The 24,132-nt window shown below is 72.0% G+C and carries 20 protein-coding genes; 8 read left to right on the top strand and 12 right to left on the bottom strand.

What is annotated here, in order from left to right:
• Positions 1-87: 87 nt before the first annotated feature.
• Positions 88-1,410 (bottom strand): serine hydrolase domain-containing protein, encoded by a 1,323-nt coding sequence (locus tag WQ53_RS04510; RefSeq protein ID WP_428992270.1) that lies wholly within the window; start codon positions 1,408-1,410, stop codon positions 88-90.
• Positions 1,411-1,557: 147 nt separating this feature from the next.
• Here WQ53_RS04510 and WQ53_RS04505 point away from each other — a divergent pair, with 147 nt between their 5' ends.
• The gene (locus WQ53_RS04505) at positions 1,558-2,160 is read left to right on the top strand and encodes a LemA family protein (protein ID WP_052630826.1); all 603 of its coding nucleotides are present in this window, start codon (positions 1,558-1,560) and stop codon (positions 2,158-2,160) included.
• 21 nt (positions 2,161-2,181) lie between these two features.
• Positions 2,182-4,083 (top strand): M48 family metallopeptidase, encoded by a 1,902-nt coding sequence (locus WQ53_RS04500; protein ID WP_052630824.1) that lies wholly within the window; start codon positions 2,182-2,184, stop codon positions 4,081-4,083.
• Between the two features lie 623 nt (positions 4,084-4,706).
• Here the strand turns inward: WQ53_RS04500 and WQ53_RS04495 are convergent.
• Positions 4,707-6,305 carry a GMC family oxidoreductase gene (locus WQ53_RS04495; protein ID WP_052630822.1) on the bottom strand — a complete coding sequence of 533 codons (1,599 nt, stop codon included), beginning with the start codon at positions 6,303-6,305 and terminating at the stop codon, positions 4,707-4,709.
• A 179-nt stretch (positions 6,306-6,484) separates the two neighbouring features.
• Here WQ53_RS04495 and WQ53_RS04490 point away from each other — a divergent pair, with 179 nt between their 5' ends.
• Positions 6,485-7,861 (top strand): NTP/NDP exchange transporter, encoded by a 1,377-nt coding sequence (locus WQ53_RS04490; RefSeq protein WP_082112838.1) that lies wholly within the window; start codon positions 6,485-6,487, stop codon positions 7,859-7,861.
• A gap of 6 nt (positions 7,862-7,867) precedes the next feature.
• Here WQ53_RS04490 and WQ53_RS04485 read toward each other — a convergent pair whose 3' ends face one another.
• The 4 genes from WQ53_RS04485 to WQ53_RS04470 all read right to left on the bottom strand — a co-directional run bounded on the left by WQ53_RS04485 (position 7,868) and on the right by WQ53_RS04470 (position 12,257).
• Positions 7,868-8,248, bottom strand: a complete 381-nt coding sequence (locus tag WQ53_RS04485; protein WP_052630820.1) for a hypothetical protein — start codon at positions 8,246-8,248, stop codon at positions 7,868-7,870.
• A gap of 46 nt (positions 8,249-8,294) precedes the next feature.
• Positions 8,295-8,774 carry a hotdog fold domain-containing protein gene (locus WQ53_RS04480; protein ID WP_052630818.1) on the bottom strand — a complete coding sequence of 160 codons (480 nt, stop codon included), beginning with the start codon at positions 8,772-8,774 and terminating at the stop codon, positions 8,295-8,297.
• A gap of 61 nt (positions 8,775-8,835) precedes the next feature.
• The gene (locus WQ53_RS04475) at positions 8,836-11,307 is read right to left on the bottom strand and encodes an acyl-CoA dehydrogenase (RefSeq protein WP_052630816.1); all 2,472 of its coding nucleotides are present in this window, start codon (positions 11,305-11,307) and stop codon (positions 8,836-8,838) included.
• On the bottom strand, positions 11,304-12,257 hold the full coding sequence (locus tag WQ53_RS04470) for an alpha/beta fold hydrolase (protein ID WP_052630814.1): 954 nt from the start codon (positions 12,255-12,257) through the stop codon (positions 11,304-11,306). Before WQ53_RS04470 ends, WQ53_RS04475 begins: the two co-directional genes overlap by 4 nt.
• 156 nt (positions 12,258-12,413) lie before the next feature.
• Between WQ53_RS04470 and WQ53_RS04465 the strand changes: the two genes are divergently transcribed.
• Positions 12,414-13,010, top strand: coding sequence for a TetR/AcrR family transcriptional regulator (locus tag WQ53_RS04465; protein WP_052630812.1), 597 nt, complete (start codon positions 12,414-12,416; stop codon positions 13,008-13,010).
• A 248-nt stretch (positions 13,011-13,258) separates the two neighbouring features.
• On the opposite strand, the gene pepQ is transcribed toward WQ53_RS04465, so the two are convergent.
• From pepQ to rph, 6 genes are all read right to left on the bottom strand, one after another.
• On the bottom strand, positions 13,259-14,581 hold the full coding sequence (pepQ, locus tag WQ53_RS04460) for a Xaa-Pro dipeptidase (RefSeq protein ID WP_052630810.1): 1,323 nt from the start codon (positions 14,579-14,581) through the stop codon (positions 13,259-13,261).
• Positions 14,582-14,670: 89 nt separating this feature from the next.
• Complete coding sequence (locus WQ53_RS04455) at positions 14,671-15,015, bottom strand: PilZ domain-containing protein (RefSeq protein WP_052630808.1); 345 nt, start codon at positions 15,013-15,015, stop codon at positions 14,671-14,673.
• On the bottom strand, positions 15,012-17,387 hold the full coding sequence (locus WQ53_RS04450; RefSeq protein WP_052630806.1) for a DUF1631 domain-containing protein: 2,376 nt from the start codon (positions 17,385-17,387) through the stop codon (positions 15,012-15,014). The genes WQ53_RS04455 and WQ53_RS04450 overlap by 4 nt, the downstream gene beginning before the upstream one ends.
• Before the next feature lie 85 nt (positions 17,388-17,472).
• Positions 17,473-18,630, bottom strand: a complete 1,158-nt coding sequence (gene hemW / locus WQ53_RS04445) for a radical SAM family heme chaperone HemW (protein WP_052630803.1) — start codon at positions 18,628-18,630, stop codon at positions 17,473-17,475.
• Positions 18,615-19,265 (bottom strand): RdgB/HAM1 family non-canonical purine NTP pyrophosphatase, encoded by a 651-nt coding sequence (gene rdgB, locus WQ53_RS04440; RefSeq protein WP_052630801.1) that lies wholly within the window; start codon positions 19,263-19,265, stop codon positions 18,615-18,617. Before rdgB ends, hemW begins: the two co-directional genes overlap by 16 nt.
• Positions 19,266-19,405: 140 nt before the next feature.
• Entirely contained in the window at positions 19,406-20,134 is a 729-nt protein-coding gene (rph, locus tag WQ53_RS04435) for a ribonuclease PH (RefSeq protein ID WP_052630798.1), read from the bottom strand.
• Between the two features lie 144 nt (positions 20,135-20,278).
• Between rph and WQ53_RS04430 the strand changes: the two genes are divergently transcribed.
• The 4 genes from WQ53_RS04430 (at position 20,279) to WQ53_RS04415 (ending at position 24,126) form a co-directional block, all read left to right on the top strand.
• Complete coding sequence (locus WQ53_RS04430; protein WP_052630796.1) at positions 20,279-21,139, top strand: YicC/YloC family endoribonuclease; 861 nt, start codon at positions 20,279-20,281, stop codon at positions 21,137-21,139.
• 5 nt (positions 21,140-21,144) lie between these two features.
• The gene (gene gmk / locus WQ53_RS04425; protein ID WP_052633917.1) at positions 21,145-21,765 is read left to right on the top strand and encodes a guanylate kinase; all 621 of its coding nucleotides are present in this window, start codon (positions 21,145-21,147) and stop codon (positions 21,763-21,765) included.
• A gap of 351 nt (positions 21,766-22,116) precedes the next feature.
• Complete coding sequence (rpoZ, locus tag WQ53_RS04420) at positions 22,117-22,416, top strand: DNA-directed RNA polymerase subunit omega (protein ID WP_052630794.1); 300 nt, start codon at positions 22,117-22,119, stop codon at positions 22,414-22,416.
• A 210-nt stretch (positions 22,417-22,626) separates the two neighbouring features.
• On the top strand, positions 22,627-24,126 hold the full coding sequence (locus WQ53_RS04415) for a hypothetical protein (RefSeq protein WP_052630791.1): 1,500 nt from the start codon (positions 22,627-22,629) through the stop codon (positions 24,124-24,126).
• The last annotated feature ends 6 nt before the right edge of the window (positions 24,127-24,132 follow it).

Raw genomic sequence — 24,132 nt, 5'->3', positions numbered from 1 at the left:
CACTTCGGCTGTGGCGAAGCGTCTCGCCGGGACGACAGGTCGCGGGGTTTCCCGTGCGTGGCGGCCATGCGGCCGCCCGGCGGGTCGTCAGTGCGGCGAGGCGACCGACGACGAGGACGAGGTGCCCTGCGGCTGGACCGGTTCGGGCGTGGCGCCGTCGGCCATCAGGTTGTCGGCGCCGAAGTCGGTGTCCACGTCCAGCCAGCGCTGCGCCGGCAGGCCGACCGCGCGGTCGATGATGGTCGGCAGCAGGCCGCTGGGCAGCGAGCTTTCGCTGTTCCAGAGGATGGCAATGCCCAGGTCGCGGTCGGGCAGCACCGCGGTCAGCCCGCGGTAGCCCTGTACCGCGCCGGCATGGAACACCACTTGCTCGCCGGCGTAGTCGAACACGCGCCAGCCCAGCGCGTAGCTGGCGGCATGCACGCGGTCGCGGCGCCAGCCCGAGCGCATCTCGCCCGGGGTGGACACCACCGGCGCGTGCAGCGTGGCCAGCAGCGGCGCCGACAGCACGTCGGGGCGGTGGCCGGTCTGCGCGAGCAGCCACTGCGCCATGTCGCTGATGCTGGCGTTGACCCCGGCGGCGGGCGGCAGGCGGTAATAGGTCGGCTTGGGACTGACCGAGACCCAGCCGTTGCGGCTGCGCACGTGCGGCCGCGCCCAGCGCGGGCTGGATTCGATCCCGGCCAGGCCCAGGCTGGCGTCGTTCATGCCCAGCGGTTCGAGCAGGCGGCGCTGCACCGCCTGTTCGTAGAAGGTGCCCGAGGCGGCGAAGACCACGTCGCCGACCAGGCTGAAGGCCACGTTCTGGTAGGCGTAGCACTGGCCGGGCGGGCAGGTCAGCGGCGCCGCCCCGAGCTTCTGCGCCACCTGGTAGTACTCGGCGTTGCCTTCGATGTCGCGATCGTAGGCGTTGTGCGCCTTCAGGCCGACGCGGTGGCTGAGCAGGTCGGCCACGGTGACCTGGTCGGCGTAGCCGGGTTCGGCCAGCTGGAAGCCGGGCACGTAGTCGGAGACCTTGCTGTCCCAGCGCAGGCTGCCGTCGTTGACCAGCAGGCCGGTCATGGTGCCGGCGAAGGCCTTGGACAGCGAAGCCAGGCGGAACACGGTGTGCGAGTCGACCGGCTGCGGGCGGACCACGTCGGTGACGCCGTAGCCGCGCGCGCTGAGGACGCGGCCGTTGTGCACGATCGCCATCGCCATGCCGGGAATGCGCTGGCCCTGGACCAGCTGCTCGGCCAGCGCCTCGAAGCGGGCGACGTCGAAACCGGGTGCCACCGGCTGCACGCCGGCGTTGGCATAGACGCGGTAGGGCAGCGGCTGGGTCGGTGGCGGCAGCGCCGACGGCGACAGCGTCGGGGTCTGCGCGGTGGAGGGAAGCGCCATCGCCAGCAGCAGTGCCAGCGAACCCATGCTCAGTGAACCCGTGGTCAGCGGTCGGATTCCCCGTGGCCTGGTCGGCCGGACGCGCCCGTCTTTCATGGTTTTGATGCCTGTAAGCTACCGCTGCGGCCGATTCTAGCGCCGGTTTCCATGTGTGCACAAACCAGGAGAAGATGAATGGGCAGTTTGTTGATCCTGTTGGTGTTTTTGGGCGTCCTGGTGGCCGTGGCCCTGTGGGCCGTGGGCATCTACAACGGCCTGGTGACCAGCCGCAACGCCTGGAAGAACGCCTTCGCCCAGATCGACGTGCAGTTGCAGCGCCGTTTCGACCTGATCCCGAACCTGGTGGAAACCGCCAAGGCCTACATGGGCCACGAACGCGAGACCCTGGAGGCGGTGGTCGCCGCACGCTCGGTCGCGCAGGCCGGCCTGGCCGCGGCCAAGGCCCATCCCGGCGGCGAGGCGGAGATGGCGCAGCTGGCTGCCAGCCAGGGCCAGCTCAACGGCGTGCTCGGCCGGCTGCTGGCGGTGGCCGAGGCCTACCCGGACCTGAAGGCCAACCAGAACATGATGCAGCTGAGCGAGGAACTGTCCTCCACCGAGAACCGGGTGGCGTTCGCGCGGCAGGCCTACAACGACGCGGTGATGGCCTACAACAACCGGCGCGAGATCTTCCCCTCCAGCGTGGTCGCCGGCATGTTCAACTTCGCCCATGCCGCGCTGCTCGACATCCCCGCCGACAAGGCCCAGGTGCGCGAGGCGCCGAAGGTGCAGTTCTGAGCCGTTGACGGACCTGCACCCATGAACTTCTTCGAACATCAGGCCGCGGCGCGCCGCGGCTCGGGGCGGCTGGTGCTGCTGTTCGCGCTGGCGGTCGGCGGCATTGTGCTGGCGGTGGACCTGGCCACGCTGGTGTTCACCGGCAGCATCGGCGCGACCGTGTTCGCCACCGTGCTGACCCTGGCGGTGATCGGCCTGGGGTCGCTGTACCGGATCGCGTCGCTGCGCGGCGGCGGCGCGGTGGTGGCGGCGCAGATGGGCGGCACCTGGGTGCCCGAGGACACACGCGATCCTTCGCTGCGGCGGCTGCGCAACGTGGTCGAGGAGATCGCGATCGCGTCCGGCGTGCCGGTGCCCAAGCTGTTCGTGATGGAGAACGAGGCCGGCATCAACGCCTTCGCCGCCGGCTACAGCCCGTCGGATGCGGCCGTCGCGGTGACCCGCGGCGCGCTGGACCGGCTCAACCGCGATGAACTGCAGGGCGTGATCGCGCACGAGTTCAGCCACGTGCTCAACGGCGACATGCGCCTGAACATCCGCCTGATGGGCGTGCTGTTCGGGATCCTGATGCTGAGCCTGATCGGCCAGCGGATCCTGATCTACGGGCGCCTGGGCCGCAGCCGCGACGGCACGCCGGTGCTGATCGCCGCGCTGGTGGCGGTAGTGGTGGGCGCCATCGGCGTGTTCTTCGGACGGATGATCAAGGCCGGGGTCAGCCGCCAGCGCGAGTACCTGGCCGACGCCTCGGCGGTGCAGTTCACCCGGCAGACGCGCGGGCTGGCCGGCGCGCTGAAGAAGATCGGCGGCCTGCCGGCCGGCTCGAAGCTGCAGGACAAGGCCGACGCCGAGGAAGTGAGCCACATGCTGTTCGGGTCCGGCACGGCGCTGGCGGGCATGTTCGCCACCCACCCGCCGCTGGTCGATCGCATCCGCCGGCTGGAGCCGAGCTTCGACGCGCGCCAGCTGCAGGAACTGGAAGCGCGCTGGCGGATGTCGCCGCCGGACGGCCTGGCCGAGGACATCGCGCTGGGCTTGGCCGCGCACGATGCCGGCGCGGGCGGGCCGCCGCCGTTGCCGCCGGCCGGTGCGCAGGTCGTGATCACGCCGCCGATGGTGGTCAGCCAGGTGGCCACGCCGGCCGAGGACGACTACCTGCGGGCGCACGACCTGGTCGAGCAGCTCGGGCCGGAGCTGCGCGGGTTGGCGCGGCAGCGCGAGGCGGTGATGCCGCTGCTGGTGGGCCTGCTGCTGGACGCCGACGCGGCGGTCGCGGTGCGCCAGCGCAGCGAGGTGGCCGCGCGCTGCGGCGAGGCGTTGGCCCAGCGCGCGTTCGAGCTGCGCCGCCAGCACCTGGAGTCGCTGCACCCGTCGTTGCGGCTGCCGCTGGCCTCGCTGGCCTTCCCGGTGCTGCGCCAGCGGCCGCGCCCGGAACTGGACACCTTCCTCGACACGATCGACGCGATGGTCCACACCGACGGGCGGGTGTCGGTGTTCGAGTACTGCCTGTCGCGGCTGCTGCAGGTGCAGGTGCGCGAGGCGCTGGATCCCTCGCGCCACACCCGCTTCGGCCGCAACAAGGCCACCGGCGTGCGCGCGGAGTTCGCCACGCTGCTGGCGGTAGTGGCCGAGGCCGGCCACCCGGGCGCGCCGATGCAGGCGCAGCGCGCCTACCTGGCCGGGTTGCAGCGGGTGCTGCCGCGCGACCACCTGCCGTACGCACCGCCGGCCGAGGGCGTGCAGGCGCTGGACGCGGTGTGGGAGCCGCTGGACAGGCTGGCGCCGCCGGCCAAGGAAATGCTGGTCGAGGCGCTGGTCCACGCGGTCTCCAGCGACCAGAAGGTCAGCGTGGCCGAGGCCGAACTGCTGCGCACCGTGTGCGCGGTGCTGCACTGCCCGCTGCCGGCGCTGCTGGAGCGGGCCTGAGGCGGCTCCAGCAGCATGCCGGACACGCGGATCCGCGCGGCTGCCCGCTTCTGTAGGAGCCGGGTTCAGCCGGCGACGCGACGCCGCCGGCACGGGCGACGCCCTCGTGATCCCGACGCCCGTGTCGCCGACTGAAGTCAGCTCCTACAGAAGAGCGGCGCCGTGGCTGTTGTAGGAGCCGGGTTCAGCCGGCGACGCGACGCTGCCGGCACAGGCGACGCCCTCGTGATTCCGACGCCCGTGTCGCCGACTGAAGTCAGCTCCTACAGAAGAGCGGCGCCGTGGCTGTTGTAGGAGCCGGGTTCAGCCGGCGACGCGACGCTGCCGGCACAGGCGACGCCCTCGTGATCCGGACGCCCGTGTCGCCGACTGAAGTCGGCTCCTACAGAAGAGCGGCCGCGCCGCGGCTGTTGTAGGAGCCGGGTTCAGCCGGCGACGCGACGCCGCCGGCACGGGCGACGCCCTCGTGATCCCGACGCCCGTGTCGCCGACTGAAGTCAGCTCCTACAGAAGAGCGGCGCCGTGGCTGTTGTAGGAGCCGGGTTCAGCCGGCGACGCGACGCCGCCGGCACGGGCGATGCCTTCGTGATTCCGACGCTCGTGTCGGCGACTGAAGCCGGTTCCTACAGAAGATCGGTCGTGCCGCTGCCGCGGAGCAGGTCGGCGGCGCGCTCGGCGATCATGATCGTGGGCGCGTTGGTGTTGCCGCCGGGCAGGGTCGGCATCACCGAGGCGTCGACCACCCGCAGGCCGTCGATGCCGCGCACGCGCAGCTGTGGGTCGACCACGGCATCGGCGTCCGTGCCCATCCGGCAGGTGCCGGCCGGGTGGTAGATGGTCTCGGCCTTGGCGCGCACGAACTGCGCCAGTTCCGCATCCGACAGGTCCGCGCGCGCCGGGAAGATCGGCGCGCCGCGCCAGCGGTCGAACGCCGGCTGCGCGACCAGCTCGCGCGACAGCCTGGCGCATTCGACCATCATCCGCAGGTCGAAGCCGTCGGGATCCGACAGGTAGCACGCCTCGATCGCCGGCGGCGTGCGCGGGTCGGCGTCGCGCAGGCGGATGCGGCCGCGGCTGCGCGGGCGCAGGAAGCAGGCGTGGACGGTGAAGCCGTCGCCGGCCAGGCGGTTGCGGCCGTGGTCGTCGAGCATGGCCGGGACGAAGTGGAACTGCACGTCGGGCCGGTCGTCGCTCGCCAGCGCCGAGCGGACGAAGCCGCCCGCCTCGGCGATGTTGCTGCTGCCGGCGCCGCGGCGGCCGCGCAGGAACCAGTCGAAGGCGATCTTCAGCTCGCTGGCGCGGTCGTAGCTGACCCCGGGCGGGCAATGGTGCAGGGTGCAGATGTCCAGGTGGTCCTGCAGGTTGGCGCCGACGCCGGGCAGGTCCGCGGCCACCGCGATCCCGTGCGCGCGCAGTTCGCCGGCCGGGCCGATCCCCGACAGCATCAGCAGCTGCGGCGAGTTGACCGCGCCGCCGCACACCAGCACCTCGCCGGCCGCATAGACGCGGTGCTGGCGTCCGCGGCGGCGGTACTCGACGCCGGCGGCGCGACCGCCTTCGACCACGATCCGCTGCGCCAGCGCGCCGGTGGCCACGTGCAGGTTCGGCCGTCCCCGCGCCGGCGCCAGGTACGCGCCCGCGGCCGAGCAGCGCGCGCCGTCGCGTTGGGTGACCTGGTAGAAGCCGACGCCGGCCTGCACGGCGCCGTTGAAGTCGTCGTTGCGTGGCCAGCCGGCCTGCGCCCCGGCCTCGACGAAGGCGTGCGAGAGCGGATTGGCGTGGCGCAGGTCCGAGACCCGCAACGGGCCGCCGGCGCCGTGCAGCGGGCCGGCGCCGCGGGCGTTGTCCTCGGCGCGCAGGAACCAGGGCAGCACCGCCACCCAGTTCCAGCCGGCCGCGCCAGCAGACTCCCATCCGTCGTAGTCGGCCGGAACGCCGCGGGTGTAGCACATCGCGTTGATCGAACTGCAGCCGCCCAGCACCTTGCCGCGCGGCCACCACAGGCGGCGGCCCTGCAGCTGCGGCTCCGGTTCGGTGCTGTAGTCCCAGTTGATCGTGCGGTCGTTGACCAGGCGGCCGAGGCCGGCCGGCATGTGGATCAGCGGGTTCCAGTCGCGCGGGCCGGCTTCCAGCAGCAGCACGCGGCAGGCCGGGTCCTCGCTGAGCCGGGCGGCCAGCACGCAGCCGGCCGAACCGGCGCCGATGACGATGTAGTCGTACACGCACTCCCCCAGGCGGCGCGGCCGGCGCCGCGCGGGCCGCTGCCCGGATGCTGGCGACAGCCGCGGTACCCGCGCAAGCCCGGGCCGCCGGCGTCCGTGGCGCTGGCGATGTTGCAGTGCATCGGATACCGTGCGCGCGTGGTGGCCGGCAGCCCGGCCGCGGACCGGCCGCACGACGCATGACCCAGCCCCCCGGAACACCGTCCCGTCCCAGCGACCTGCGCCAGGTGCTGGACGTCCTCGGGGTCGCCTCGCCGGCGCTGTGGTGGTCGCTGCTGTACTTCTTCTGCCTGCTGACCGGCTACTACGTGCTGCGCCCGGTGCGCGACGCGATGGGCGCCTCCGGCGACGTGGCCGCGGTGTTCCCGCCGGCGCTGGTCGACTGGGCGCAGCGCGCCGGCATCGACCTGGGCGCCTTCACCCTGCAGCTGCTGTTCACCGCGACCTTCGTCTGCATGGTCCTGCTGCAGCCGGTGTACGGCGCGTTGGTCTCGCGCTATCCGCGGCGGGTGTTCCTGCCGGCGGTGTACCTGTTCTTCATCGCCTGCCTGGGGTTCTTCCACTGGGCGTTCGACCGCGCGCTGCCCGGCCGGGGCGCGGCGTTCTTCGTCTGGGTGGCGGTGTTCAACCTGTTCGCAGTGTCGGTGTTCTGGAGCTACATGGCCGACGTGTTCGACAACGAGAACGCGAAGAAGGTCTACGGTTACATCGGCGCCGGTGGCACCCTCGGCGCGCTGCTCGGCCCGTCGATCACCCGGCTGCTGGCGGAGCGGATCGGGGTGGGCAACCTGCTGCTGGTGTCGGCCGGGTTCCTGGGGGTGTGCCTGCTGTGCATCCTGATGCTGCGGCCGTGGGCCATCGCCCGCGAGCGCGCCCACCACGAGCGCAGCGGCGAGGAGGCGATGGGCGGCTCGGTGCTGGCCGGCCTGCGCCTGGTCTGGCAGGACCCGCTGCTGCGCGCGATGGCCCTGCTGATGTTCTTCGGCGTGGGCGTGGGCACGCTGCTGTACAACGAGCAGGCGGCCATCGCCCGCAAGCTGCTCGACGACGCCACCCGCACCGCCTACTACGCGCGGCTGGACCTGGCGGTGAACCTGCTGACCATCCTGATCCAGGTGTTCCTGACCCGCTGGCTGCTGCGCCGCTTCGGCATCGCGCCGCTGCTGCTGGTGCCGGCCTCGGCGATCCTGCTCGGCTTCGCCCTGCTGGCGGCCTCGCCGCTGCCGATGCTGATCTGGGTGGTGCAGGTGATGACCCGCGCCTGCGAGTTCTCGCTGGCCAAGCCGGCGCGCGAGACGATCTACACCCGGGTCGACCGCGAGGCGCGCTACAAGGCCAAGGCGGTGATCGACACGATGGTCTACCGCGGCAGCGACCTCAGCTTCGTCTGGCTGCACAAGGCGCTGGCGGCGTTCGGTTCCAGCGTGGTGTTCCTGGCCGGGGTGGGCGTGGCCCTGTGCATGACCGCCAGCGCCTGGGCGGTGGTGCGCGCCCAGCGCGGGCTGCCGGAGACCGCGCCGGCCGGCGAACCGCAACCGGTGGCCGGGCGCGGCTGATCCGGCTCAGGGCGCCAGCAGCGGCACCGCGAACAGGACCGCGCCCAGCACGAACGACGCGGTCAGGACGTGCACGCCCGGGTGGTGGATGCGCAGGAACACGAACTGCTCGACCGTGCGGCCGGCCCAGAACAGGACCATGAACCAGAGCACGCCATGGCCCAGCGCGGTGCCGCGCAACTCCTGCGGGAACAGCAGGCACAGCGTGCCGATGCCCAGGAAGACGTAGACCAGCCGCAGGTTGAGGATCTGGGTGATGGCGCGGGTCGGCAGGCCGACCTTGGCCAGTTCGCGCTTCCAGTCGAACAGGCGCCAGAACGCCAGATGGAACGCGGCGAAGCCGAAGCTGTGCAGGGCGCACAGCATCAGTGGGAGGTCGTGGTGCATCGTCGACTCCTTGCCGGCGACGGGGCCGGACCGGTTTCGTCGGAGCTCAGGCCGCGCGGGCGGGCCGCGGCGACACCCACATCGCAATGCGCGCGCGGAACACGGTGTCGCCGGAGCGGTCGCGCACGACCACCCCGACCGGCAGGTCATAGCCTTCCGCCGACTCGACCAGCGGCACGTCCGGCGTGGCCACCGCGTGCATCGGTCCGGTCGCCTTCTTCAGGTACTCGACGGTCATGCCGCGGGGGATCCAGCGCATCGATGCCGGCAGGCTGGCATCGGTCATCACCCCGGCGACCAGTTCGGCCAGGTTGCACAGCGCGATCGCGTGCACCGTGCCGAGGTGGTTGCTCACCCGGCGGCGATGCCGGATCGTGGCCTCGCAGCGACCGGGCTCGAGGCGGACGATGCGCGGGGCGATGCTGGCGAAGTAGGGCGCCTTGAAGCACACCGCGCGCGAGAACAGCCGGTCGCCGCCGGGCCAGCGTTGCAGCTTGCGGTAGAGGTCGAGCAGTCGGTTCGCCATTTCGTGTTCCGGACAGGACGACGGCGGGCCAGGGCCCGCCGTCGCAGTGAAGTGCTTCCGGTCAGGCCGCTTCGCGCGTGCCCGGCTTCGGCTGGTCGTAGTAACTGGCTGCGCGCAGCTCGTGGCTGTCGAAGTCGTCCACGGTGATCGTCTCCAGGGTGATCTCGCGCAGCTCCTCCAGCAGCTTGCGCTCCTCGGCGGTGATCACGCCCTCGGCCACCGCCTCGTCCAGCTGCGCCGGGAACTCCAGTGCCTCGATGCCCTTGGTCTTGAGCGCCTTGAGGAACTTGCGCTCCACCGGCTCGGCGTGCACCGCCTTGGCCAGGTAGCTGTCGATGCGCCCGCCGGGATTGTTCGCGCATGGAGTGAGGAACACGCCCGCACCGAGGCGGTCGCGCGCCTCGTTCGGGGCCATCAGCAGCGAGGCGACGCGATGGTTGAGCCGGTCGCCCGGGGCCTCGGCGCGGCGGCCGAGCGGGAACACCAGCAGCCACAGCGCCCAGCCGACCGGACGGATCGGGAAGTTGCGCAAGGCATCTGACAGCGCGGTCTCGATTACGTGGAAGCTGTTGTACATGCTCCACGCCAGCAGCGGCTTGTCGGCCTCCGGCGCGCCTTCGTCGTGGTGGCGCTTGAGCACGGCGCTGGCCATGTACAGGTGGCTGAGCACGTCGCCCAGGCGGCCGGACAGCGATTCTTTGAACTTCAGCTTGCCGCCCAGCAGCAGCATCGACACGTCGGCCATCAGCGCCAGGTTGGCGGCATAGCGGTCGAGCTTGCGGAAGAACGGGCGGGTGTAGTCGTCGCCCGGGGCGCCGCCGATCTTCGAGCCGGTGATGCCGAACCAGAACGAGCGGAACGCGTTGGAGATGCCGAAGCGCACGTGCCCGGCCAGGCTCTCGTCGAAGGCCTCCAGGCCGGCCTTGCGGTCCGGGTCCTGCGCGGCCTTCATCTCCTTCATCACCCACGGATGGCACAGGATCGCGCCCTGGCCGAAGATCAGCAGGCTGCGGGTCATGATGTTGGCGCCCTCGACCGTGATGCTGATCGGCGCGGCCTGCCAGTTGCGGCCGGCGAAGTTGCGCGGCCCCAGGATGATGCCCTTGCCGCCGATCACGTCCATCACGTCGGACACGACCTCGCGGCCCATGCTGGTGCAGTGGTATTTCGCAATGGCCGACGGCACCGACGGCACGTCGCCGCGGTCCACGGCGGCGGCGGTGGCCTGCGACAGCGCGCTGATCGTGTAGGCCTTGCCGCCGATCCGGGCCAGCGCCTCCTCCACGCCCTCGAAGCGGCCGATCGACAGGCCGAACTGCTTGCGGATGCGGGCATAGGCGCCGGTCACGCGCGCGCCGATCTTGGCGCCGCCGGAGGCGGTCGAGGGCAGGGTGATCGAGCGGCCCACGGCCAGGCACTCGTTGAGCATGTTCCAGCCCTTGCCGGCCATCTCCGCGCCGCCGATCAGCTGGCTCAGCGGGATGAACACGTCGCGGCCACGGATCGGGCCGTTCTGGAACGGCGAGTTGAGCGGGAAGTGGCGGCGGCCGATCTCCACGCCGTCGGTGTCGCGCGGCAGCAGCGCCAGGGTGATGCCGATGTCCTGGGTGTCGCCGATCAGGCCGTCCGGGTCGTACATGCGGAAGGCCAGGCCGATGAGCGTGGCCACCGGCGCCAGGGTGATGTAGCGCTTGTCGAAGGTGAGCTTCACGCCGAGCACGTTGGCGCCGTTCCACTCGCCCTTGCAGACGATGCCGAAGTCCGGGATCGAGGTCGCGTCGGAGCCGGCGAACGGGCCGGTCAGGCCGAAACAGGGCACTTCCTGGCCGCTCGCCAGGCGCGGCAGGTAGTAATCCTTCTGCTCCTGGGTGCCGTAGTGGTTGAGCAGTTCGCCCGGGCCCAGCGAGTTGGGCACGCCGACGGTGGAGCTGACCACGCTGGAGACCGAGGCGATCTTCTGGATCACCTTGTGGTGGGCCAGCGCCGAGAAGCCCAGGCCGCCGTACTGCTTGGGGATGATCATGCCGAAGAAGCGGTTCTTCTTGATGAAGTCCCACAGCTCCGGCGGCAGGTCGGCGTGGACGTGGGTGATCGCCCAGTCGTCGATCATCCGGCACAGTTCTTCGGTCGGGCCGTCGAGGAAGGCCTGCTCCTCGGCGGTGAGCTGCGGCTTGGGGTAGTCCAGCAGCATCTGCCAGTCCGGGTCGCCGGTGAACAGCTCGCCCTCGAAGCCGACCGAGCCGGTCTCCAGCGCGATGCGCTCGGTCTGCGACAGCGGCGGCAGGATCCTGCGGAACACGTTGAGCAGCGGCGCGACCACCAGCGGCTTGCGGATCGCCGGGATCAGCAGCGGCACGGCCACCAGCGCCGAGAGGATGCCGATCACCGCCACGGTCGGACGGTGCGCGCCGAGCAGCCAGCAGGCGACCAGCGCGGCGGCCAGCAGCGCGGCCCAGGTGGCCAGGCGCAGCCGGTGGTAGGCGGCGAACCCGCCGATCAGCAGGAAGGCCAGGATGGGCGCGGCAATACTCATGGGTTTGCTCCGGTGACGGGCGCGGGCGCCCTTTGCACGGCGGAACTGCCGGTCCCCTCGGTCCGGTCCAGTTCCGCCAGGTATTCCAGCACGGTGGCGGTAAAACGGTCGTTGTCGTCGCCGGCCAGCATATGCGTGGCATCGGCCAGCTGCACGTGGCGCGCGTGCGGCGCCAGGTCCAGGAAATCGGCGACGGTGCGCTCGGACACCAGGTCGCTGCGGCCGCCGCTGACCAGCAGCAGCGGGCAGCGCACCGCGCGGGTGGCCTCGGCGATGTCGTCCTGGTGCTGCTCGCTGTCGCGCGCCAGTTCGTCGACCAGGCGCGGGTCCCAGTGCCAGCGCCAGCGGCCGTCGCCACCCTCGCGCAGCAATTCGCGCAGCGAGCCGGGCGACCGCGCCGCGCCGGCGTCGCGGCGGCGGTGCGGCAGGTAGGCGGCGATCGCCCCAGCCGCCTGCTCCAGCGAGGCGAAGCCCTCCGGGAAGGCGGTCATGAAGCCGAGGATGCGCTCCAGCCCGGCAGTCTCCCAGCGCGGTGTGATGTCGACCAGGACCATCGCGCGGAACAGCCCGGGCCAGCGCGATTCGGCGAGCAGGCCGAACAGGCCGCCCATCGAGGCGGCGACCAGCAGCGGCGGCTGCGGCAGTTCGCCGGCCAGCACGATCAGGTCGTCGGTGAACTGGTGGCCGGTGTACACCTCGTCGCCGGCATTGCGCTCCGAGCCGCCATGGCCGCGCGCGTCGTACGCCAGCCCGGCATGGCCGTGGATGGCCAGCGCATCGGCGGTCGCCGACCAGGCGCGGCGGGTCTGGCCGAAGCCGTGCGCGTACAGCACCGACGGCGTGGCGCCGGTCGCCGCCGCGACCTGGTGGCGGCTGCCGGCCAGGGTCAGGCCGGCGCCGGCCAGGCGCAGGTCGGTGACTGTCGGGCGATGGCTGGCGGCCGAATCCATACGAGATGGTATGGATCGTTTCACGGCAAAGTCAATACGAATGCGTATGGCTTTGCCGTGTGGCTGGCGCCGGGCCAGGGCCGGCCAGTGATCCGGACACGGTTTCGTCGGCAACCGCATACTGCAACGCACTACGGCGTATGGTTAAATCCAGTCATGAACTCGACCGCCATGCCTTCGCCCGCTCCCTCCGTTCCCGCCCGCAGCGCCCGCCTCAGCGCCGCCGACTGGGCCCAGATCGCCCTCGACGTGATCGCCGAACAGGGCGTGGCCGCGGTCGCGGTCGAGCCGCTGGCGCGCCGCCTGGGCGTGACCAAGGGCAGCTTCTACTGGCATTTCCCCTCGCGCGACGCGCTGCTGCAGGCGGCGCTGGAGCGCTGGGAGGAAGTGGAGCAGGAGCAGGTGTTCGGCAGCCTGGAGGATGTGCCTGACCCGCGCGAGCGGCTGCGCATGCTGTTCCAGCTGGTCGGCCACGAGACCAAGCCGCATGCGATCTACAGCGAGCTGCTCAAGGCGCTGGAGCACCCGGCGGTGCAGCCGGTGATCCAGCGCGTGTCGCAGCGCCGCCTCGAATACCTCACCGCCTCGTTCCGCCAGGCCGGCCTGGGCCGCGGCGAGGCGCAGAACCGCGCGCGGCTGACCTACGCCGCCTACGTCGGCTTCCTGCAGCTGCGCCCGCACCAGCCGAAGATGACCCACGAGGAGTTCGAGGAATACCTCGAACATGTGATCAACACGCTGATTCCGGGCTGAGTTCGCGCGTCCCGGGTGCAGGAGACCGGCTTGCAGGCGACACCGGCGTCGGAATCGAGAGGGCATCGCCTGGGCCGCCGGCGTCGGGTCGCCGGCTGAACCCGGCTCCTACAACAGCCTCGCCGCCGCTCTTTTGTAGGAGCTGACTTCAGTCGGCGACACGGGCGTCGGAATCACGAGAGCGTCGCCTGTGCCGACGGCGTCGGGTCGCGGGCAAGCCCGGCTCCTGCGATGGTACGAAGCCCGCGTCAGCCCGCGAACGCCGGCCGGGTCAGGTTCTCCGCCGCGTCGCCGGTACACAGCACGTCGTCCTCGATGCGGATGCCCCCGTACGGGCGGAACTCGTCCACCCGCGCCCAGTCGACGCTGGCGGCGTGGCCGTTCTTCTTGACCTCGTCCAGCAGCATGTCGATGAAGTACAGGCCCGGTTCGATGGTGACCACCATGCCCGGCTCGAGCACCCGGGTCATGCGCAGGTAGGGATGGCCTTCCGGGCGCGGGATCGTGCCGCCGCTGTCGCTGGCGGCGAAGCCGGCCACGTCGTGCACCTGCAGGCCGATCGGGTGGCCGAGGCCGTGCGGGAAGAACGCCGCGCTCACCCCGGTGGCCAGCGCCGCTTCCGGCGAGACCCTCAGCACGCCGAAATCACGCAGGATGCCCATCAGCGCCAGGTGCGCATCCACGTGCAGCTGCCGGTAGTCGACCCCGGCGCGCACGCCCGCGCACATCGCCTGCTGCGCCGCGTCGACCGCGTCGATCATCGCCTGGAAGTCGCTGCCGCGGTCGGCGGCATAGGTACGGGTGATGTCGGCGGCGTAGCCGCAGTGGCTGGCGCCGGCGTCGATCAGGAAGCTCAGCGACTCGGTCGGGGGATCGCGATCCAGCTCGGTGTAGTGCAGCACCGCTCCGTGCGTGTTGAGCGCGACGATGTTCTGGTACGGCACCTCGGTCGCGTCCTGGCGCGCGGCCTCGCAGTAGGCCATGTGGATGTCGAATTCGCCGGCGCCGGCGCGGAAGGCACGCTCGGCGGCGCGGTGCGCATGCGCGGCCCTGCGCTGGGCCACGCGCATCAGCGCCACCTCGTACGGGGTCTTGTACGAACGCTGGTAGTGCAGGTAGTCCAGCGCCGCGGCCGGATTGTTCGGCAAGTAGTCGCCGAGCGCGCTGTTGGCCTCGCCCAGGATCGCGCAGCGCGCGGCCGGTCCGGGCAGCAACGGCAGTGCCTCCTCCGGCGTGCGGATCACCTGCACGTCGAAGTGCTCGACCCACCAGCCATTCGGCGCCTCCGGCACCACGTGCCAGTAGTCGAACGGCTGCAGGTAGACGACCTTCGGCCGCTGCCCGGGCGTGTACACCAGCCAGCTGTCGGTAACCCGGGTGAGCGGCAGCCAGTGTTTGAAGTGCGGATTGACCGCGAACGGATAGTCGCGATCGTCGAACAGCTGGTAGTGGCGGCGGCCGCTGGGGATCAGCAGGTGGTCATGGCCACTGCGCGCCAGCGCCTCGTCGGCGCGCGCGCGCAGCGTGGCCAGGTGCTGCGGATAGAGCGAAGTGGGATCGGCGGCGTTCATCGGCGGGACGCTCGGGGGAAAGGGCGCCATTTTGCCCGATACCGCGTGGGACGAAGTGATCGTTCGCCGGATACCGGCAGCACAGCGACTCAGCCCGCGGTGGCTTCCTCGCCGGCCTGGACCCATTCGCGGATGTGCGCGCGCTGCTCTTCGGAGATGGTCAGGAAGCGGAACCCGCACCAGCTCTGGCCCGGCGTGTTGGCCGCCACCGACCACAGCACGTGCACGCCGACATTGATCGGCGAACTGCGACCGCCTAGGTGGAAGCGCAACTGGTACAGCCCATCCTCGACCAGCGGCGCCGAAGCGATCAGCAGCATGCCGCTTTCCGACAGGTTGCCCAGCTGGCCGACGATCCCGTCGGTCATCGTGTCGATCACCGGCACGCTGTCGGTGACGTGGCGGCGCGGGGCGCGGCGGGCGTCGTGGATCATGCGCCTGCCGCTCCCAGGGCGCCGGTCGCGGGCCGGCCGGCCAGGCCGCGCAGCGCGCGCAGCGTGGCCTGCCAGGCACGGTCGATCAGCCGGCCCTTGTCCTCGGTGACGACCCGCGCCTGGCCCTGCGCCATCAGCCGCGCCAGGCTGTCGAGCGACTGCTCGCCGACCTTGTGCCCGCGCGAATTGACGAACAGCGCGTTGTCGGTGACCGGGCTGTACCACGACAGCCGCTGCCGGCGCACGTCGCCCTGCTGGTTGAACACGAACTCGAACCAGGTGCCGAACGGCAGCGTGCGCAGGTGCTCGTAGCAGGCCTGCTCATCGGTGGTGCGCGGCGGCAGCTTCACCTTCTTCGCCTCGCCGTGCTCGCCTTCGCCCAGGCGCGCGCGCGCCTTGAGCTTGGCGGTCAGTTCGGTGCGCGAGGTGCTCTCGTCGTCGTCGCTGCGCGAGAGCCGGCGCGCGATCGCGCTGGCCTCGTCCTCGTGGTAGCCGACCTGGCGCAGCGCGGTGTCGATCTGCCCGGCCAGTTCCGGGTCGGACGGCGCGTCGGCGGCGCAGGTGATCTCGACGATGCGTTCGGTCGCTTCCTCGCGCTCGCGCCACTCCGGCGACTCCTCGCCGTGGCGCAGCGCGGTCAGGGTCAGCACGTCGGCCCAGGCCTGGTTCAGCAGCGCCTGCACGAATTGCGGCGGCTTGCGCCCGCGCAGGCGCGCGGCGATGGCATCGGTGGCGTTGCGCTTGGCCGTCTCCAGGCGATCGCGGCCGCGCGCGGCCTCGACCTGGCGGCGTTCGCTGACCTCGGCCTTGTGCGCATGCGTCCGGTAGTGTTCCTGCACCTCGCGGTTGGCGCGCTCGAACACGGTCTCGTCGCCGTCGTACTCCTCCACCACCTTGTCCACGGCCTGTTCCAGGCGCAGGACCAGCTGCGGGTCGGCGTCGTCGTCGGCCAGCCAGGTGGCGCCGGATTCGGCGACGGAATTGAGCAGCTCGCGCGCCGGGTGCTGGTCGCGGACGAAGAAGCTGCGGTCCTGCACCGCCGCGCGCACCACCGGCACCTGCAGCTTTTCCAGCAGGTCCTGCGCCGGCGCGTCCTCGTGCACCTCGCGGCCGATCTCGTGGTACAGCATGCCCAGCAGCTCGAAGGTGTCGCTGTGCTCCTGCGACAGCCCGGCCTCGGGGCCGTGCGATTCGCGCACGCGCGCCAGCATCGCCTGGCGCAGGTCGTCCATGGTCCGGCGCGGGCGGCCGGGAGCGCGGGTCGCGGTCGGCAGGGCCTGCATCGTGCCGAGCACGTTGACCACCGCGTCCAGCGGCAGGATCACGCCGGGGGCCTGCGCGCCGGTGCCCGGTGCGCCGCCGCCGCCGCGATGATCGGAGAGCATGCCCTGCAGGGCGGAGAAGACCGCCTGCTCCGGCATCTCGGCCACGGCCACCGGTGCGCCCTGCTCGCCCGTCGTGGCTGTTCCGTCGGTCGGCGGCGCTTCGCCGCCACCGGCCGGCGCCTGCCGGGCCGCGAGCCCGGCCATCAGCGCCCCGCTCCAGGCTGAAGGCCGCGCCTGGCCGTGCCAACCGGTCAGCGGGCGCTGGCTGACCGCGCCGGCCGAACCGGCCGCCGCGCCGCGCGTGCGGCTCTGGCCCTGGGTGCGCGGCCGGTAGGGCAGGTAGACCAGCCCCGGCAATACGCCTTCATGGGTCAGCAGCACGTTCAGCCGCTCGACCAGTTCGCCGTAGCGCTCCATCACCTGGCGCTCGAACATCCGGTACAGCAGCAGTTGCGAGTCCAGGCTCATGTGCAGCGCTTCGCCGGCGTCGCGCAGCACCCGGCACAGCGCGTAGGGGCCGATCGGCAGGCGCTCGGCATCGAAGGCCGGGCGCCCGGCGAGCACGCCGAAGCGCTGGCCCAGCAGCAGCAGCGGCGTGCCGCTCCGCTGCGTCTCGCGCCGCCCGATCTCGCGCAGGACGATGTCGCGGTCCAGGTCGGTGTCCTCGACCAGGGTCAGGCGCTGGTACTGCAGCGGGTCCGGCGCCGGCTCCTCGGCCGGCTCGGCCTCCGAGGCCTCGCGCAGCCGCGCCAGCGAGGACTCCAGCCCGGCCAGGTAGCGCGGCACCACGTCGGCGCGGTTCTGGCGCAGGCGCTGCAGTTCGGCGAAGTGCTCGGACTGGTGCTGGCTGCTGCGCGCGCGGTCGGCCTGCTTGAACAGCTGCCGCTCGAACTCGTTCAGGGCCAGGTTGAGCGAGGTGGTCAGGGTCTGCCCGGCCAGCTCGTTGACCGCCTCCAGGATGTGGCGCACGCGCGGCGGCAGCGATGCGTTCGCGAGCGTTCGCGGCACATCACCGGCTGTCGGCGTTGGACGGATGGTAGATGACATCCGGTGGCCCGGCTCCCCTGTGATTGCGGTATTTAACACGTTTGCGCCGGACCGGCCACAGCGCGGGGCCGCCCGGAGCCCGCCCTCACAGGAACAGGCCGATCACATCGTTGGCGAAGCGACGGCCCAGGGCGGTGGGCGCCACGTGGGTGTCCGAGATCGCCAGCCATTCCCGTTCCTTCGCGCGCGCCAGCGCGGGCAGCAGGGATTCGCGGGGTAGCCCGGTGCGCGCCTCGAAGTCGGCCAGGGCGAAGCCCTGGTGCAGGCGCAGGGCGTTGAGCATGAACTCGAACGGGCGCCGTGCCGGGTCGATCCGGTCGTCGCCGCCGATCGCGCCCGGGCTACCGGCCGCGGCCATCCAGGTGGCCGGGTGCTTGTGCTTCCAGCGGCGCAGGATCGCCTGCTCCGCGCCGAGGGTGATCTTGCCGTGGGCGCCGGCGCCGATCCCCAGGTAGTCGCCATAGCGCCAGTAGTTGAGGTTGTGTGCGCACTGCTGGCCGGGCCGCGCGTAGGCGCTGGTCTCGTAGTGGCCGTAACCGGCCTGTGCCAGCAGCGCCTGGCAGCGTTCCTGGATGTCCCAGGCGCCGTCTTCGTCGGGGATGCCCTGCGGCGGCCGGGCGAAGAACACGGTGTTCGGTTCCAGGGTGAGCTGGTAGTGGCTGACGTGCGCCGGCTGCAGGGCGAAGGCGCGCTCCAGGTCGGTCTCGGCCATCGCCAGGTCCTGGCCGGGCAGGGCGTACATCAGGTCCAGGTTGAGGTTGTCGAAGCCGGCATCCTGGGCCAGCTTCACCGCCGCCTCGGCCTCGCTGCTGTCGTGGATCCGGCCCAGCCGTCGCAGGCAGCCGTCGTCGAAGCTCTGGATGCCGAAGCTGATCCGGTTCACGCCGGCGGCGCGGTAGCCGTCGAAGCGGCCGTGCTCGGCGGTGCCGGGGTTGGCCTCCAGGGTGATCTCCGCGTCGGGGGCGAAGCGCAGGCGCGCGCTGGCCGCCTGCAGGATGCGGTCGATGGCTTCCGGCGGGAACAGGCTCGGGGTGCCGCCGCCGAAGAACACGCTGTGCACGGTGCGGCCCCACACCAGCGGCAGGTCGTGTTCCAGGTCGCGCACCAGCGCGTCGACGTAGTCGTCGAACGGCAACGCCCCCTTGGCCGCATGCGAGTTGAAGTCGCAGTATGGGCACTTGCGCACGCACCAGGGCAGGTGCACGTACAGCGACAGCGGCGGTGGGATCAGGGCGGGGGGCATGGAGGCTTGCTTGGGCCGGCGGAGCCCTTTTCGCGTAGCGCTGCCAGGGCCGCCGGCAGGCGCGCGCGCAGCTGCTCCAGGGCGCGGCCGCGGTGGCTGATCCGGTTCTTCAGCGCCGGATCCAGTTCGGCCGCCGACAGGCCGTGCTCGGTGTCGAGGAATACCGGGTCGTAGCCGAAGCCGCCGCTGCCGCGCGGCGCATCGAGGATGATTCCGGGCCAGACGCCCTCGGCGATGAGTGGCTGCGGATCGTCGGCGTGGCGCAGCAGCACGACCACCGCGTAGAAGTGGGCGGTGCGCCACTGCGGGTTCAGCCCGTCCAGCTCGCCCAGCAGCCGGACGATGTTGGCCGCGCTGTCGCCGTGGCCGCCGGCGTAGCGCGCCGAATACAGCCCCGGCGCGCCGCCGAGCGCGTCCACGCACAGGCCCGAATCGTCGGCGAGCGCCGGCAGGCCGGTCGCGCGCGCGGCGTGGCGTGCCTTCAGCAGCGCGTTCTCGACGAAGCTCAGGCCGGTCTCCTCGACGTCGGCCACGCCCAGTTCGGCCTGCGGGAGCAGGCTGGCGCCGCTGTCGGCCAGCAGCGCCCGCAGCTCGGCGAGCTTGCCGGGGTTGCCGCTGGCGAGGACCAGTCTCATCGCGAAAAGAAATCCAAAAGGAGTCAGGGGGCTAAAAAGGGGGCGGCCAAAAAGGGGTCAGAGTGAATTTCGCCCCAGAGATCCATCAGGTCGGAAGGGGCGCATGCTGCGAAATTCACTCTGACCCCTTTTGGGCTGCTTCAGGGCTGCGTCAGCGCCGCCCGCTGCGCGGCGAACAGTTCGCCGATGCCTTTCTCGGCCAGCGCCAGCAGCGCGTCGAGCTCGGTGCGGCGGAAGGCGTGGCCCTCGGCGGTGCCCTGCAGTTCGATGAACCCGCCGCCGTCGTTCATCACCACGTTCATGTCGGTGTCGCAGGCGCTGTCCTCGGCATAGTCCAGGTCCAGCACCGGCATGCCCTGGTACACGCCCACCGACACCGCCGCCACCGCGCCGTACACCGGGTCGCGCGCGATCTCGCGCCGCGCCTGCAGCCAGCGCACCGCGTCGACCAGGGCGACGTAGGCGCCGGTGATCGCCGCGGTGCGGGTGCCGCCGTCGGCCTGCAGCACGTCGCAGTCCAGGACGATGGTGCGTTCGCCCAGCGCGCCGCGGTCGACGCAGGCGCGCATGGTGCGGCCGATCAGGCGCTGGATCTCCAGGGTGCGCCCGCCCTGCTTGCCGCGCGCGGCCTCGCGGTCGGAACGGCTGTGGGTGGAGCGCGGCAGCATCCCGTACTCGGCGGTGACCCAGCCTTCGCCCTTGCCGCGCAGGAACGACGGCACCTTGCCCTCGACGCTGGCGGTGCACAGCACCCGGGTATCGCCGAAGCTGACCAGCACCGAACCCTCGGCGTGGCGGGTGAAGCCGCGTTCGATGCGCACTTCGCGCAACTGGTCGGAGGCGCGGCCACTGGGGCGGACGAAGGTCATGCGGGGGTTTCCGTGGGCGAGGGGGGTATGCCGGGCGCGCCGGGCCGGCCGGCGGCGCGGGGTGCCGCGAAGGGCCAGCTAGATTAACATTCGCGCCTTGCCGCCCGTGCCCGTCACCGGCGCGCGACCACAGAAGGACCCTGCATGATCCGTAGCATGACCGCCTTCGCCAGCGGCGAACGCGGCACCCCCTGGGGCGTACTGGGCTGCGAACTGCGCTCGGTCAACCATCGCTTCCTCGAGATCGGCCTGCGCCTGGCCGACGAACTGCGCGTGCTGGAACCGGCGCTGCGCGAACGGGTCGCCGCGCGGATCCAGCGCGGCAAGCTGGACCTGGCGCTGCGCCTGCGCGCACCGGAGGCGGCGGTTTCGCTGGCGGTCAACGAGCCGCTGCTGGAACAGCTGGGCGCCCTGGCGCAGCGGCTGGACGCGAATTTCCCGCGGTTGCGGGTGGAGTTCACCGAGCTGCTGCAGCTGCCCGGCGTGCTGCAGGCGCCGGCCGCCGACGGCGAGGCACTGCAGGCGCAGGCGCTGGAGCTGCTGGACCGGGTGCTGGACGACTTCGTCGCCGCGCGCGAGCGCGAGGGCGCCAAGCTGGCCGCGGCGATTTCCGAGCGGGTGGATGCGATCGAACGCATCGCCGTGCAGGTGCGCGAACTGATCCCGGCGATCCGCGAGGGCCAGCGCGCCAAGCTGGCCGCGCGCCTGGCCGACCTGCCGCACCCGGTCGACCCGGGCCGCACCGAGCAGGAACTGGTGCTGTGGCTGCAGAAGCTGGACGTGGACGAGGAGCTGGACCGGCTCGGCAGCCACCTCGTCGAGATCCGTCGCGTGCTCGGCCAGCGCGAGCCGGTGGGCCGGCGCCTGGACTTCCTGCTGCAGGAATTCAACCGCGAGGCCAATACCCTGGGCTCCAAGTCGGTGGACGCGCGCACCTCGGCCGCCGCGGTAGAGCTGAAGGTGCTGATCGACCAGGTCCGCGAACAGGTACAGAACATCGAATGAGCCAGATGCGAGGCACCCTCTTCGTCGTCGCCGCGCCCTCGGGCGCGGGCAAGAGCAGCATCGTCAACGCGGTGCTGGCGCGCGATCCGCAGATCCGCCTGTCGATCTCGTTCACCTCGCGCGCGCCGCGCCCGGGCGAGCGCCATGCCCAGCACTACCACTTCGTCCCGGCCGACGAGTTCCAGCGCATGATCGACGCCGGCGACTTCTTCGAGTACGCCCGCGTGCACGGCGACTGGAAGGGCACCGCGCGGCAGTCGGTGGAGCCGCAGCTGGCCGCCGGCCACGACGTGCTGCTGGAGATCGACTGGCAGGGTGCGGCGCAGGTGCGGGCCAAGGTGCCCGATGCGATCAGCGTGTTCATCCTGCCGCCGTCGCGCGAGGCGCTGGAGCAGCGCATGCGCCACCGCGGCCAGGACAGCGAGGCGGTGATCGCGCAGCGGCTGGCGGCCGCGCGCGAGGAGATGTCGCACTACGCCGAGTTCGACTACGTGATCGTCAACGAGGTGTTCGAGACCGCGGTGGACGACATGTGCGCGGTGTTCACCGCCAGTCGCCTGCGCCGGGCGCAGCAGCAGACCCGGCACGGTGGCCTGATCGCGGCGCTGCTGGCGCCGGACGCCTGAGCTCCACCGCCCGGGTGATCGGCACTGCCCCTGTAGGAGCCCACTTCAGTGGGCGACACGGGCGTCGGAACAATTGAAGGCGTCGCCTGTGCCACCGCCGCCGTGGCGCCGGCTGAACCCGGCTCCTCCAACGGCTGAAGGAGTGCCGGAGCCGTGAGGGCACCGTTCTTGACGGCACCGCGCGCTGGCCATGCCCGGCTCCTGCGGAACTGGCGTCGAGCGTTTCAAGGGCTAAGCGATTGATTGCAAAGGATCGTTCAGCTGCCCGACTTGCCCGTAGCCGGCCCGCCGGCTAAACTCCGCGCCCGATCCCCCTTTCGTGAGCGGCGACCGCAGTCGCCTGGAACCCCTATGGCCCGTATCACCGTCGAAGATTGCCTGGAAGTGGTCGACAACCGCTTCGAACTGGTCATGATGGCCTCCAAGCGCGCCCGCCAGCTGGCCAACGGCGTGCCGGCCACCCTGGACAACAGCGAGAGCGACGACAAGCCGACCGTGCTGGCGCTGCGCGAGATCGCCGCGCGCACCATCGACAACGCCCTGATCGACGAGGTCGAGAAGGCCGAGCGCGAGCGCGCCGAGCGCGAGGCGCTGGAGTGGGCCGCCGCCGAGGTCGTGGCCGACGACGACCTGTCCAAGGGCGACGACTGAGCCCCGGACCGCGGCGTCCCGTTCCGCATTGCTCCCGACGGCCCGCCCTGTGCGGGCCGTCGGCGTTTCAGCGGCTGCGCGCGGGCCGGCGGCCGCCCCCTGACGGATTCGACCGATCGCACATTGCGCCCGCGCCATGGTGGTGGCTGACGGCGCCTGCACGGGGCCGCGCTAAGCTGCGCCGGTGACTCGATCCTTGGTGCGTTGAACATGCAGCCCCGCCCCGGCCCGCAGCGGAAGCCGCCGCCGGCCGGCTGGCGCCGGCACTGGCCCTGGCTGGCCGTCGCTGCGGTGTCGCTGGCGCTGCTGCTGGCCCTGCTGCGCGAACCCTTGGGCGAGCGGCTGTGGCCGCAGGCGCGGATCGACCGGCTGCTGGCCGAAGGCGACCGGGCCCTGGCCGAGGGCCGCCTCGACCAGGCCGACGGACAGGGGGCGCGGCAGAAATATGAAGCCGCGCAGGCGCTGGACAGCGATCGCGGCGAGGCACGCACCGGACTGGCACGGGTCGGGCAGGCGGCGCTGGTACACGCGCGGGCGGCGATAGAAGGCGGTCGGCTGGACGAGGCGCGGCGCTGGGTGGCGCTGGCCGGCGAACTGCAGCTGCCGCGCGCGCAGGTGGACGCGGTGGCCGGGCGGCTGCGCCAGGCCGAACTGGCGGGCGTCGACCTCGGCGCGCTGCGCGGGCAGGCCCAGGCCGCGCTCGCGGCCGGCGACGCGGAGGTGGCGCTGCCACTGTTCGCGCAGTGGCTGGCGATCGCGCCGGACGACACCGCCGCGCTTGAAGGCCGCGAGGACGCGCTGTCGCTGCTGCTGGAGCGGGTGCCGCAGGCGCTGCACGAGGGCGACCTGGCCGCCGCCGCGCGCTGGCTGGAACTGGCGCGGCGCGCGGATCCGGGACACATGGAATTGCCGGACCTGCGCGCCGCCTATGCCCAGGCGCTGGCCGGGCAGGTGCGGCAGGCCGAGCGTGCGCTGCGGCGCGGACGGCTGGAGGACGCCGCCGATCGCTACCTGCGCCTGCGCGAACTGGCGCCGGAGGAGGCGGCCGTCACCGAGGGCGTGCAGCGCACCGCGCTGGCGCTGGCGGCCAGGGCGCGCCAGCGCGCGGCCGATTTCCGTTTCGACGCGGCCGAGGACGCGCTGGCGCAGGCGCGGCAGCTGGCACCGACGGCCGGCGAGGTGGCCGAGGCCGCACGGGACCTGGAGCGCGCGCGCGCGGCCGAGGCACGCCTGCATGCGCCGGCGATGCCCGCGCGGACGTCGGCCACGGCCCTGCGCCGGGAACTGGAGGGGTTCGAGCAGGCCGTGCAGCGCGGCGACTGGATCGAGCCGCCCGGCACCAGCGCCTATGACCGGCTGCGCGCGGCGCAGGCGCTGGCGCCACAGGATCCGGCGGTGCGCGCGGCCGCGGCCAGGATGCAGGCCGCGGCCGCCAGCTGCGTGGAGCAGGAGCTGCGCGACAACCGCCTGCGCACTGCCCAGGGTTGCCATGACGCCTGGCAGGCGCTGGCGCCGTCGGACCCGGGGCTGGCGGTGGCACGCCAGCGCCTGGCGCAACGCTGGCTGGCGGTAGGCGAGGAGCGCCTGCGCGCCGGCGAACTGGGCGTGGCCGTGCGCGCGCTGGCGGCGGCGCGCGCGCTGGATCCGGCGGCCGCCGGGCTGGAGGATTTCGCCGTGCGCCTGGAGCGCGCGCGCAGCGGCGCTCCCTGACTCCTG

Source organism: Pseudoxanthomonas suwonensis, from assembly GCF_000972865.1.
Lineage (GTDB): Bacteria > Pseudomonadota > Gammaproteobacteria > Xanthomonadales > Xanthomonadaceae > Pseudoxanthomonas > Pseudoxanthomonas suwonensis_B.
Note: the sequence above shows the minus strand (reverse complement) of the source record. Positions and strands in the feature narration are given on the sequence as shown.